12 protein-coding genes are annotated in these 12,232 nt (G+C 55.2%); 7 read left to right on the top strand and 5 right to left on the bottom strand.

The window, feature by feature from the left end; genetic code table 11:
- Positions 1-24: 24 nt before the first annotated feature.
- The 5 genes from queF to xni all read left to right on the top strand — a co-directional run bounded on the left by queF (position 25) and on the right by xni (position 6,460).
- Positions 25-867, top strand: coding sequence for an NADPH-dependent 7-cyano-7-deazaguanine reductase QueF (queF, locus tag UTM25_RS13825; RefSeq protein WP_320714892.1), 843 nt, complete (start codon positions 25-27; stop codon positions 865-867).
- 116 nt (positions 868-983) lie between these two features.
- Complete coding sequence (gene ppnN, locus UTM25_RS13820) at positions 984-2,348, top strand: nucleotide 5'-monophosphate nucleosidase PpnN (RefSeq protein WP_023309027.1); 1,365 nt, start codon at positions 984-986, stop codon at positions 2,346-2,348.
- A 515-nt stretch (positions 2,349-2,863) separates the two neighbouring features.
- Entirely contained in the window at positions 2,864-4,159 is a 1,296-nt protein-coding gene (locus UTM25_RS13815; RefSeq protein ID WP_024909280.1) for an HAAAP family serine/threonine permease, read from the top strand.
- Positions 4,160-4,224: 65 nt separating this feature from the next.
- Complete coding sequence (gene sdaB, locus UTM25_RS13810; protein ID WP_045404159.1) at positions 4,225-5,592, top strand: L-serine ammonia-lyase II; 1,368 nt, start codon at positions 4,225-4,227, stop codon at positions 5,590-5,592.
- A gap of 112 nt (positions 5,593-5,704) precedes the next feature.
- Positions 5,705-6,460, top strand: a complete 756-nt coding sequence (xni, locus tag UTM25_RS13805; RefSeq protein ID WP_021241892.1) for a flap endonuclease Xni — start codon at positions 5,705-5,707, stop codon at positions 6,458-6,460.
- A gap of 62 nt (positions 6,461-6,522) precedes the next feature.
- Here xni and rlmM read toward each other — a convergent pair whose 3' ends face one another.
- From rlmM to UTM25_RS13785, 4 genes are all read right to left on the bottom strand, one after another.
- Positions 6,523-7,623, bottom strand: a complete 1,101-nt coding sequence (gene rlmM / locus UTM25_RS13800; protein ID WP_194401227.1) for a 23S rRNA (cytidine(2498)-2'-O)-methyltransferase RlmM — start codon at positions 7,621-7,623, stop codon at positions 6,523-6,525.
- Positions 7,616-8,011 carry a DUF423 domain-containing protein gene (locus tag UTM25_RS13795; protein ID WP_023309031.1) on the bottom strand — a complete coding sequence of 132 codons (396 nt, stop codon included), beginning with the start codon at positions 8,009-8,011 and terminating at the stop codon, positions 7,616-7,618. Before UTM25_RS13795 ends, rlmM begins: the two co-directional genes overlap by 8 nt.
- A gap of 39 nt (positions 8,012-8,050) precedes the next feature.
- Positions 8,051-8,968 (bottom strand): glycine cleavage system transcriptional regulator GcvA, encoded by a 918-nt coding sequence (gene gcvA / locus UTM25_RS13790; RefSeq protein ID WP_023309032.1) that lies wholly within the window; start codon positions 8,966-8,968, stop codon positions 8,051-8,053.
- A 349-nt stretch (positions 8,969-9,317) separates the two neighbouring features.
- On the bottom strand, positions 9,318-9,545 hold the full coding sequence (locus UTM25_RS13785) for a YgdI/YgdR family lipoprotein (RefSeq protein WP_008499648.1): 228 nt from the start codon (positions 9,543-9,545) through the stop codon (positions 9,318-9,320).
- Positions 9,546-9,737: 192 nt separating this feature from the next.
- Between UTM25_RS13785 and csdA the strand changes: the two genes are divergently transcribed.
- Together csdA and csdE are read left to right on the top strand one after the other, a co-directional pair.
- Positions 9,738-10,943 (top strand): cysteine desulfurase CsdA, encoded by a 1,206-nt coding sequence (gene csdA / locus UTM25_RS13780; RefSeq protein ID WP_194401228.1) that lies wholly within the window; start codon positions 9,738-9,740, stop codon positions 10,941-10,943.
- On the top strand, positions 10,943-11,389 hold the full coding sequence (csdE, locus tag UTM25_RS13775; protein ID WP_194401229.1) for a cysteine desulfurase sulfur acceptor subunit CsdE: 447 nt from the start codon (positions 10,943-10,945) through the stop codon (positions 11,387-11,389). The genes csdA and csdE overlap by 1 nt, the downstream gene beginning before the upstream one ends.
- On the opposite strand, the gene tcdA is transcribed toward csdE, so the two are convergent.
- Positions 11,380-12,186, bottom strand: coding sequence for a tRNA cyclic N6-threonylcarbamoyladenosine(37) synthase TcdA (gene tcdA, locus UTM25_RS13770; protein ID WP_194401230.1), 807 nt, complete (start codon positions 12,184-12,186; stop codon positions 11,380-11,382). The two genes, csdE and tcdA, sit on opposite strands and share 10 nt — an antisense overlap.
- Positions 12,187-12,232: the final 46 nt, after the last annotated feature.

The raw sequence follows: 12,232 nt of genomic DNA, 5'->3' as shown, positions 1-12,232 counted from the left end.
GTACCTGTAAAGTGGCTATGAAACATGTCTTACGAAAATCATCAGGCGTTAACCGGCTTAACGCTGGGTAAATCAACCGATTACCGCGATACCTACGATGCAAGCCTGCTGCAGGGCGTGCCGCGCAGCCTGAACCGCGATCCTCTGGGACTGCACGCGGACGCGCTGCCGTTCGTGGGTGGCGATATCTGGACGCTGTACGAACTCTCGTGGCTCAACGCACGCGGCCTGCCGCAGGTGGCGGTGGGCCACGTTGAGCTGGACTACGCCAGCGTGAACCTCGTCGAGTCCAAAAGCTTTAAGCTCTATCTCAACAGCTTTAACCAGACAAAATTCAACAGCTGGGAAGACGTTCAGCGCACGCTGGAACGTGATTTAAGCGCCTGCGCGCAGGGAAAGGTGAGCGTTTCACTGTATCGCCTGCACGAGCTGGAAGGACAGCCAGTAGCCCACTTCAACGGGACCTGTATCGACGATCAGGATATTGAGGTAGAGAATTATAAATTCAGCGCCGATTACCTCGAAAACGCGGCGAGCGGAAAGGTGGTCGAAGAGACGCTGGTCAGCCATCTGCTGAAATCCAACTGCCTGATCACCCACCAGCCGGACTGGGGCTCGGTGCAGATCCAGTACCGCGGCCCGAAAATTGACCGGGAAAAGCTGCTGCGCTACCTGGTGTCGTTCCGCCATCACAATGAATTCCACGAGCAGTGTGTGGAGCGTATCTTTAGCGATATTCAGCGTTTCTGCCAGCCAGAAAAACTGAGCGTTTACGCGCGCTACACCCGCCGTGGCGGTCTGGACATCAACCCGTGGCGCACCAACACCGATTTTGTGCCGGCGACGGGACGGCTGGTGCGTCAATAATATAAATATTTTCACAATATGCGCGGTATCTTCCGCGCTTTAGGTTGTGAAACGTCACGCGCCAGGGCTATTGTAATCAACAGGGAAAGACGATAATCGTCCCGTAAGGAGCTCACTTGATTACACATATTAGCCCACTTGGCTCAATGGATATGTTGTCGCAGCTGGAAGTGGACATGCTTAAGCGCACGGCCAGCAGCGATCTTTATCAACTGTTTCGTAACTGTTCACTTGCCGTACTGAACTCCGGAAGCCTGACAGATAACAGTAAAGAACTGCTGTCCCGCTTCGAAAGCTTTGATATCAACGTTCTGCGCCGCGAGCGTGGCGTGAAGCTTGAAGTCATCAACCCGCCGGAAGAGGCCTTTGTTGACGGGCGCATCATTCGTTCACTTCAGGCTAACCTGTTTGCCGTGCTGCGTGACATCCTCTTTGTTAACGGGCAGATCCACAACGCAGGCCGTTTCCAGCATCTCGACCTGGAAAGCTCGGTCCATATCACCAACCTGGTGTTCTCCATTTTGCGTAACGCCCGTGCCCTGCACGTTGGCGAAGCGCCGAACATGGTCGTCTGCTGGGGCGGCCACTCCATCAACGAAACCGAATACCTTTATGCGCGTCGGGTGGGCACCCAGCTCGGCCTGCGCGAGCTGAATATCTGTACCGGCTGTGGTCCCGGTGCGATGGAGGCGCCAATGAAAGGTGCCGCAGTGGGACACGCGCAACAGCGTTATAAAGAGGGACGGTTTATCGGCATGACCGAGCCGTCAATCATTGCCGCTGAGCCGCCTAACCCGCTGGTTAACGAGCTGATTATCATGCCGGATATCGAGAAGCGTCTTGAAGCGTTTGTCCGTATCGCCCACGGCATCATCATCTTCCCGGGCGGCGTGGGGACAGCGGAAGAGCTGCTCTATCTGCTGGGTATTCTGATGAATCCGGCCAACAAAGATCAGGTTCTGCCGCTGATCCTGACCGGGCCAAAAGAGAGCGCCGACTACTTCCGCGTGCTGGACGAATTTATCGTGCACACGCTGGGCGAAGCCGCGCGTCGTCACTATCGCATCATCATTGACGATGCCGCGGAAGTGGCGCGCCAGATGAAAAAAGCGATGCCGCTGGTAAAAGAAAACCGTCGCGATACCGGCGATGCGTACAGCTTTAACTGGTCAATCCGTATCGCGCCGGACCTGCAGATCCCGTTCGAGCCAACGCATGAAAATATGGCGAACCTGAAACTCTACCCGGACCAGCCGGTGGAAGTTCTGGCTGCCGATCTGCGTCGTGCTTTCTCCGGGATTGTGGCGGGCAACGTGAAAGAGATGGGCATCCGCGCCATTGAACAGTACGGTCCATACAAGATCCACGGCGATCCGGAGATGATGCGCCGCATGGACGACATGCTGCAGGGCTTTGTCGCTCAGCACCGCATGAAGCTGCCGGGCTCAGCCTATATTCCTTGCTACGAAATCTGCACATAACGCTGAGCAGCATCTGATCAAAGCCGGGTCGCCCTGTTGCGCGTCCCGGCTTTTTTATTACCGAGGTAATTCATGCGCATCACTTATGTCTTTTACAAACTATGCGCAAACGCAAACGATTACCTTGTTTTTTCAACCGTAAATTATCAGCCTTAATCCAAATTACCTGCCAGAAAATACTAAAAACCCATTTCTTTACAGCTAAAGACACCTATATCACGGGCCAGTCTTTCAGCTCACATGTCGTTGGTGGTAGCCTTCGCGCCCGTAAATTCTCTTTGACGTTTTTTTAACAGATAAATGGTCTAAAGATGCCCACATCATAAGTGGATTATTGCATTTGGGATCAGGATCACTGATAGATTCATAACTAGAATGTATCTTTCCGCCCGCCAATAGTTACGGGCGAAAATTATTAAAAAACCGTCACTGAACGAATTTCATATTACCGTCAGGCACTTTTTCATCGGATTTGACTAAAAAACCTGACAATTCGCTTCCTCCAGGAGATACAGATGGAAACCACTCAAACCAGCACCGTTGCTTCGATTGAATCCCGAAGTGGTTGGCGCAAAACGGATACCATGTGGATGCTTGGCCTTTACGGCACAGCAATCGGCGCTGGTGTACTGTTCCTTCCTATCAACGCAGGCGTCGGCGGTCTGATCCCGCTGATAATCATGGCTATCATTGCTTTCCCGATGACCTTCTTCGCACACCGCGGTCTGACCCGCTTCGTGCTGTCCGGTAAAAACCCGGGCGAAGACATCACTGAAGTTGTTGAAGAGCATTTCGGCGTTGGCGCAGGTAAACTGATTACCCTGCTCTACTTCTTCGCGATTTACCCTATTCTGCTGGTCTACAGCGTGGCGATCACCAACACCGTTGAAAGCTTCATGATGCACCAGCTGCACATGACGCCGCCTCCGCGTGCGATTCTGTCTCTGATCCTGATCGTGGGCATGATGACTATCGTTCGCTTCGGTGAGCAGATGATTGTGAAAGCAATGAGCGTACTGGTCTTCCCGTTCGTTATTGCTCTGATGGTACTGGCTTGCTACCTGATCCCACAGTGGAACGGCGCAGCGCTGGAAACCCTGTCCCTGAGCAGCGCATCGGCAACCGGTAACGGCCTGCTGATGACCCTCTGGCTGGCGATTCCGGTGATGGTGTTCTCCTTCAACCACTCCCCAATCATCTCCTCTTTCGCCGTGGCGAAACGTGAAGAGTACGGTAATGGCGCAGAGAAGAAGTGCTCCAGCATCCTGGCGCGCGCTCACATCATGATGGTACTGACCGTTATGTTCTTCGTCTTCAGCTGCGTACTGAGCCTCTCCCCGGCGGATCTGGCGGCAGCGAAAGAGCAGAACATCTCTATTCTGTCTTACCTGGCGAACCACTTTAACGCACCGGTCATTGCGTGGATGGCACCTATCATCGCGATTATCGCCATCACCAAATCCTTCCTGGGCCACTACCTCGGCGCGCGTGAAGGCTTCAACGGTATGGTGATTAAATCTCTGCGCGGTAAAGGCAAGAGCATTGAAATCAACAAGCTGAACAAAATCACTGCACTGTTCATGCTGCTCACCACCTGGGCGGTAGCGACCCTGAACCCAAGCATCCTGGGCATGATTGAAACCCTGGGCGGCCCGGTCATCGCGATGATTCTGTTCCTGATGCCGATGTACGCGATTCAGAAAGTCCCTGCTATGCGCAAGTACAGCGGTCATGTGAGCAACGTCTTTGTGGTTATCATGGGTCTTATCGCAATCTCTGCGATCTTCTACTCCCTGTACACCATGTTCTGATTATCACCCGCGCCGTCTTCTGACGGCGCACTCCTCCCTCTCTGACTGAAAGCAATGGACGCATCATGATTAGCGTATTCGATATCTTCAAAATCGGTATTGGTCCTTCCAGCTCTCACACCGTCGGACCAATGAAAGCCGGTAAGCAGTTCACGGATGACTTGATTGCACGCGGTATCTTGCATGACGTTACCCGCGTGGTTGTCGATGTATACGGCTCGCTTTCCCTGACCGGGAAAGGCCACCATACCGATATCGCCATTATCATGGGCCTGGCGGGAAACCTGCCGGATACCGTTGATATTGATGCGATCCCTGGCTTCATCCAGGATGTGAACACCCACGGTCGCCTGCTGCTGGCGAACGGTGAGCATGAGGTTGAATTCCCGGTTGACCACTGCATGAATTTCCATGCGGACAACCTATCGCTGCACGAAAACGGCATGCGCATTACCGCGCTGGCCGGCGACAAAGCGGTATACAGCCAGACGTATTACTCTATCGGCGGCGGTTTTATCGTCGACGAAGACCACTTTGGTCAAACCAATACCTCTTCTGTCGAAGTGCCGTATCCGTACAAAACGGCGGCGGATCTTCAGCGTCACTGTCAGGAGACGGGCCTTTCCCTCTCCGGCCTGATGATGAAAAACGAGCTGGCACTTCACAGTAAAGAAGAGCTCGAACAGCACTTCGCTAACGTCTGGGAAGTGATGCGCGGCGGTATTGAGCGCGGGATCACCACCGAAGGCGTTCTGCCGGGCAAGCTTCGCGTGCCGCGTCGCGCTGCTGCGCTGCGCCGTATGCTGGTGAGCACCGACAAAACGACGACGGACCCGATGGCCGTTGTAGACTGGATCAACATGTTCGCCCTGGCGGTAAACGAAGAGAACGCCGCAGGGGGCCGCGTGGTCACCGCGCCAACTAACGGCGCCTGCGGTATCGTTCCGGCGGTGCTGGCGTACTACGACAAGTTTATCCGTGAAGTGAACGCGAACTCGCTGGCGCGCTACCTGCTGGTCGCCAGTGCGATTGGTTCGCTGTATAAGATGAACGCGTCTATTTCCGGTGCGGAAGTGGGCTGTCAGGGTGAAGTCGGCGTGGCGTGCTCCATGGCGGCGGCGGGTCTGGCCGAACTGCTGGGTGCAAGCCCGACACAGGTGTGCATTGCTGCGGAAATCGGCATGGAACATAACCTGGGACTGACCTGTGACCCGGTTGCTGGACAGGTACAGGTACCGTGCATCGAACGTAACGCGATTGCCTCCGTGAAGGCGGTGAACGCGGCACGTATGGCGCTGCGCCGCACCAGCGAGCCGCGCGTCTGTCTCGATAAGGTTATCGAAACCATGTACGAAACCGGTAAAGATATGAACGCCAAATATCGCGAAACCTCTCGCGGCGGCCTGGCGATGAAGATCGTGACCTGCGATTAAGCCCCTCAGGAAGCCTCGTTTTGCGAGGCTTCTTCCTGTTTTCCCCACCATTCATAGTTTCACGCTGCTGACAGTGTTACCCTTTACGCATGAGATAGAAGGGAGATTATCTGTGGCCGTTCATTTACTTATCGTCGATGCTCTTAACCTGATCCGCCGTATCCATGCGGTACAGGGGACGCCTTGTAAAGACACCTGCCTGCACGCGCTGGAACAGCTTATTCGCCACAGTGAACCCACCCACGCGGTCGCGGTATTTGATGACGAAGCCCGCAACACGGGCTGGCGACACCAGCGTCTGCCCGACTACAAAGCCGGACGCGCACCGATGCCGGACGATCTTCACGCTGAATTGCCCATGCTGCGCGCTGCATTTGAACAGCGTGGCGTTCCCTGCTGGGGCGCACAGGGAAATGAAGCCGACGATCTCGCGGCCACCCTCGCCGTAAAGGTGGCAAGCGCCGGACATCAGGCCACTATCGTTTCAACTGACAAAGGCTACTGCCAGTTGCTCTCCCCGACTATCCGCATTCGCGACTATTTTCAAAAACGCTGGCTGGACGCGCCGTTTATTGCCAGCGAGTTCGGCGTCTCGCCTGAACAACTGCCGGATTACTGGGGGCTGGCAGGCATCAGCAGTTCTAAGGTTCCGGGTGTCGCCGGTATTGGGCCGAAGAGCGCCGCGCAGCTGCTGACCGATTTTCAGAGTCTGGAAGGGATTTACGCCCGTCTGGATGAGGTACCGGAAAAGTGGCGCAAGAAGCTGGAGGCGCATAAAGAGATGGCGTTTATCTGCCGGGAAATCGCAACGCTACAGACGGATTTACAGCTGGACGGGAATTTACAGCAGCTGCGGTTAGAACGTTAAAACGACTACACGGTGTTGTAGGCCCGGTAAGCGCAGCGCCACCGGGCAAAACAAAGCACGCACTATCGCTCGTCGCGACGTCCGCCGACCGCTGCCCACCAGCGACGAATATGCACCGTCACCTCTTCACGGTCGTGATACAGCTGACGCGCCTGGATCTCCACGTTAATCCCGTGTTCGTCCATCTGCTCCTGAATGTAGGCCAGGTTCTGCGACACCTCCTCGTAGCGCTTTTTCATCGGCAGCTTGAGGTTGAAAATGGTCTCGCGACACCAGCCGTTCACCAGCCAGGAGGCCATCAGCGCGGCGACTTTTGCCGGCTTCTCAACCATATCGCACACCATCCACGAGATGTTGTTACGGTTCGGGCGATATCGGAAACCGTCTTCACGCAGCCAGGTGACCTGCCCGGTGTCCATCAGGCTTTGCGCCATTGGACCGTTATCAACGGACGATACCCACATATTGCGTTTCACCAGCTGATAGGTCCAGCCGCCCGGGCACGCGCCAAGGTCGACGGCGTACATGCCGTTCGCCAGACGCTCATCCCACTCATCCGCCGGGATAAAGACGTGGAATGCCTCTTCCAGCTTGAGCGTTGAACGGCTTGGCGCATCGGCCGGGAAGCGCAAACGCGGGATGCCCATATAGAAAGGAGAGTTGTTGGTGGTGTACGAATAGCCCGTATAGCAGCAGCCCGGTGCGATAAAGAAGATATGCACCACCGGACGCTTCGGCGTTTCGTAGTTCGTCAGCACGCCCGCATCGCGCAGCGCCGCGCGCAGCGGCACGGTGAACTTACGGCAGAACTTCATCAGCTCTTTACTTTCGTTGGTATCCGCCACTTCAACGCGCAGATCGCCGCCCTTCTCAACCACGCCCTGTAGCATGCCGACAATAGGCGTGATGCGGTCTTCCGGCGGAAGATCCTTCAGCAGCTCACCCGCGACAAACATCTGGCGAGCAAAGATCAGCGAGCTGAACGGCAGCTCGCTTGCCAGCTTGTCTGCGTCTTCAGGCTGATAGCACTCGAATACTACATAACCCGCGTTTTCTTTTACCCGGGCAAAGCCGAAGACTTCGCGCTTCGCCGCTTTATCGGTAATTTCCGCGGCGCACTCTTTCTCAAACCCCGGGCGACAATATAAAACAACCTTATTCATGAACAACGCCCTTGCGTTTCAGACGGATAGCTCCGATAAACATTAATACCCAACCCGCCAGGAAGCTGAAGCCGCCGACAGGTGTAACGAACGCCCACAGGCGCAAATGTGAGAGCGCAAGGCAGTACAGGCTACCGCTGAACAACACGGTACCCAACGCCATAAACACGCTGCTCCAGTAAAACCAGATACTGATACGACGCTGCATCGCCACCGCCAGACCAAAAATAGCCAGCGTGTGGAACGCCTGATATTCAAGGCCGGTCTGGATCCAGCCCATCTCTACTGCACCCAAAGACTTGCTTAATACATGTGCGCCGAAGGCGCCCAGTGCAACAAAAATAAAGCCACTCACCGCGGCAAAAATCAGCATGAATCGGCTGGTCATGTTTAAGTCCTGAGTTGATGCGTGCCCGGCACACAAACGTTATTGCTCATACCTGAAGCGGAATTTTTCTTGCTCGGTTGCCGCTTTCGCCAGTATCCACTGCCGGAAGGCGGCTATTTTACCCAGTTCTGCCTGACTGTCATGACAAACCAGATAAAACGCATTCTTGCTGACCAGTACATCATTAAAAGGGCAAACCAGGCGGCCTGCCTCAATTTCGGACTGCGCCATGACGTTGTTTGCCAACGCCACGCCCTGCCCGTGAATGGCAGCCTGTAACACCATCGCACTGTGGCTAAAAATGGGTCCCTGCTGCACGTTAATATGTGTAAGACCTAATTGACGGGTATAAGTTTGCCAGTCGCGGCGAGAGGCATCATGCAAAAGCGTATGCTGAGCCAGATCAGCGGGTGACTTCAGCGCCTTCTCACCCGTTAACAGCAGAGGAGAACAGACCGGCAGGAGATATTCTGCGTATAATTTTTCAACGCGCAAGCCCGGCCAGTTACCGCGACCATAAAAAATGGCGACATCTACGTCATCGGCCAGCTTGTCCTCCTGACGATCTACCGCCTGGATTCGAACGTCGATCCCCGGATAAGCTGAGTTAAAGCTTGAGAGTCTTGGCACCAGCCAATGAATGGCAAAACTGGGCAATAAACTGACGGTCAGAGCACCTTTTGCACTGCGAGCCTGCAGCTTTCGCGTGGCTTCCGTAAGCTGCGAAAAAATCTCTTTAATATCCTGAAAATAGCTCTGCCCCTCTTCGGTCAACAGCAACGAACGGTTGCGTCGACGAAACAGCTTAAGGCCCAGAAAATCCTCAAGAGACTTGATTTGGTGACTTACTGCGGCCTGTGTCACAAAAAGCTCATCTGCCGCGCGGGTGAAGCTCAGGTGACGTGCTGCTGCATCAAAAACACGTAATGCATTAAGGGGTGGCAATCGCTTTGACATGGTTATCTGGCTTAGATGTTAACGGATTTTAACAAACAGGAAACAACGTTTAACTTATTAGTTTTTTTTATCTGAGCCATTATAATTTGTCCGTTGAGGAACTACCAGCAAATACCTATAGTGGCGGCACTTCCTGAGCCGGAACGAAGAGCTTTTTTCGGAATGCGTGTTCTGAAGGGCTTTTGGCTTACGGTTGTGATGTTGTGTTGTTGTGTTTGCAATTGGTCTGCGATTCAGACCACGGTAGCAACGCTACCAATTTTTCACTTCCTGTACATTTACCCTGTCTGTCCATAGTGATTAATGTAGCACCGCCTATTTGCGGTGCTTTTTTTTCGCCTGCGATCTGTTAATGCTCGATCTCTTTCATCTCTTTCACGTCCGTGCGGTTGATCTGCTGCTTGTTCCCGTTAGCATCTTTGTACGAAATCATCCCGGTATCATTATCGGTAGTCGGTTTCCCTTCCGAAACGATAGAACGACCATCGTTGGTGTGCATCACGTAGTTGTTACCAGAACACGCGCTCAGGGCAAAAGTAAACGCACAGGCAGAAATGATTGCAGCTGTCTTATTCATGATTATTCTCCTTTAGCAATTAATGCTATTCAAACCTCGATTTATAACAGGCTAAAACATCCGCCTAACACTATTTAGCATAACCTGCTTTTTTGAGGTCGTTAGGATAAGCAGACAATTCTGATAGATATCAACCTCCTTGCCCTGCCGCTGAAATTGCGCGACGATCGCTATATTGAAATGAGGAATCCCATGAACGCTTTCAGTCCTGCGCAGTTCCGCGCACAGTTTCCGGCCCTGGCCGATGCCGGTATTTACCTGGATAGCGCCGCCACCGCCCTTAAGCCACAGGCGGTGATTGAGGCCACGCAGCAGTTCTACAGCCTGAGCGCCGGGAACGTGCATCGCAGCCAGTTTGCCGAAGCCCAGCGATTAACCGCGCGCTACGAAGCCGCACGCGATCAGGTCGCGCGCCTGATCAATGCCGAAAGCGGGAAAAACATCGTCTGGACGCGCGGCACGACCGAAGCCATTAATATGGTGGCCCAGTGCTACGCGCGCCCGCTGCTTCAGCCGGGCGATGAGATCGTCGTCAGCGAGGCGGAACATCACGCCAACCTTGTGCCGTGGCTGATGGTGGCCGAGCAAACGGGTGCACGCGTGGTGAAACTCCCACTGGGTGCAGACCTTCTGCCCGACGTGGCCCGTCTCCCCGAACTGATTACCTCTCGCAGCCGCATTCTGGCGCTCGGACAGATGTCGAACGTCACGGGAGGTTGCCCGGACCTGGCTCAGGCCATTCGCATTGCCCATGCCAGCGGGATGGTGGTGATAGTCGACGGCGCTCAGGGCGTGGTGCATTTCCCCGCTGATGTGCAGGCGCTTGATATCGATTTCTATGCCTTCTCAGGGCATAAGCTCTACGGGCCAACCGGTATTGGGGCGTTGTACGGCAAGCCTGAACTGCTGGCAAAAATGACGCCGTGGCTGGGTGGCGGTAAAATGATCACCGAAGTGTCGTTCGATGGCTTCAAAACTCAGGATGTTCCCTATCGCCTGGAGGCCGGTACGCCGAACGTGGCGGGTGTGATTGGCTTAAGCGCGGCGCTGGAGTGGCTGACAGAAACAGACATCGTTCAGGCTGAAAGCTGGAGCCGGGGGCTGGCGACGCTGGCAGAGGAAGAACTCAAAAAGCGCCCCGGTTTCCGCTCGTTCCGCGTTCAGGATTCAAGCCTGCTCGCCTTTGATTTTGCGGGCGTACATCACAGCGACATGGGGACGCTGCTGGCCGGGTACGGCATTGCCCTGCGTGCCGGACAGCACTGCGCCCAGCCGCTGCTGGCGGCGCTTGGCGTTAACGGTACGCTGCGCGCCTCGTTTGCGCCGTATAATACCCAAAGCGATGTCGACGCGCTGGTTGCCGCCGTTGACCGCGCCCTTGAAATACTGGTGGATTAATGACTAGCGCTGCTTTAGCCGGACATCCGTTTGGCACCGTCATCACAGAAGAGACCTTAAGACAGACCTTCGCCCCGCTCCAGCAGTGGGAAGATAAATATCGACAGCTGATCCTGCTGGGTAAACAGCTCCCTGCCCTTTCAGACGATCTTAAAGTGCAGGCGAAAGAGATCGCAGGCTGTGAAAACCGCGTCTGGCTGGGCGTGAGCGTCTCCGGCGAGAAGCTGCACTTCTTCGGCGACAGCGAAGGCCGCATCGTCCGGGGCCTGCTGGCCGTATTGCTGACCGCTGTGGAAGGGAAAAGCGCGGCGGAATTGCTGGCACATTCGCCGCTGGCGCTATTTGATGAGCTTGGGCTGCGCGCGCAGCTCAGCGCCTCGCGCGGTCAGGGGTTGATCGCGCTCAGCGACGCGGTACTGGATGCCGCACGCCAGGCTCAGGCCTGACGTTCCGCCTTCGCCATCATTTTCTTGAGGGCGTGAGACACCGCCACAAAGCCGAAGGAGGCGGTCACCATGGTGGCCGCACCAAAACCTGAGGCGCAGTCCATTCGTTTTGGCCCTTCCGCCGTGCTTTTCATCGCGCAGACTGAACCATCCGCCTGCGGGTAGACCAGCGCTTCCGTCGAGAACACGCAGTCGACGCCGAGCTTGCCTTTGCTGTTCTTCACCACGTTAAAATCGCTCTTCAGGCGCTCCCGCAGCTTGGCCGCCAGCGGATCCTGAATGGTTTTCGCCAGGTCGGCCACCTGGATCTGCGTCGGATCGATTTGCCCGCCCGCACCGCCCGTCGTGACCAGCGGCACCTTGTAGCGACGGCAGTATGCGATCAACGCCGCTTTTGGCCGCACGCTGTCGATGGCGTCAATCACATAGCTGTAGCCTTTGCTCATGTACTCCGCGACGTTATCTGCCGTCACAAAGTCGTCGATCACCGTCACGCGGCACTCCGGGTTGATGAGACGAATACGCTCCGCCATCACCTCGGATTTTGCCAGGCCGACGCTATCACGCAGCGCATGGATTTGACGGTTAGTGTTGGTGACGCAAACGTCATCCATGTCAATCAGGGTAATTGCGCCAATACCGGTTCTCGCCAGCGCTTCTGCCGCCCACGACCCCACCCCACCAATGCCCACGACGCAGACGTGCGCATTCGCAAAAAGCTGCAGGGCTTTTTCACCATATAAACGTGCCGTCCCGCCAAAACGCTGGCGCCAGGCGTCGCTGATTACCACAGACATAAAACCTCAGATGTAAAAAGGGTGAGGTTTTCCTCACCCTGAACAG

The organism is Enterobacter sp. 61D5, from assembly GCF_034107965.1.
GTDB lineage: Bacteria > Pseudomonadota > Gammaproteobacteria > Enterobacterales > Enterobacteriaceae > Enterobacter > Enterobacter cloacae_M.
This window is presented reverse-complemented; position numbering and strand designations above follow the sequence as displayed.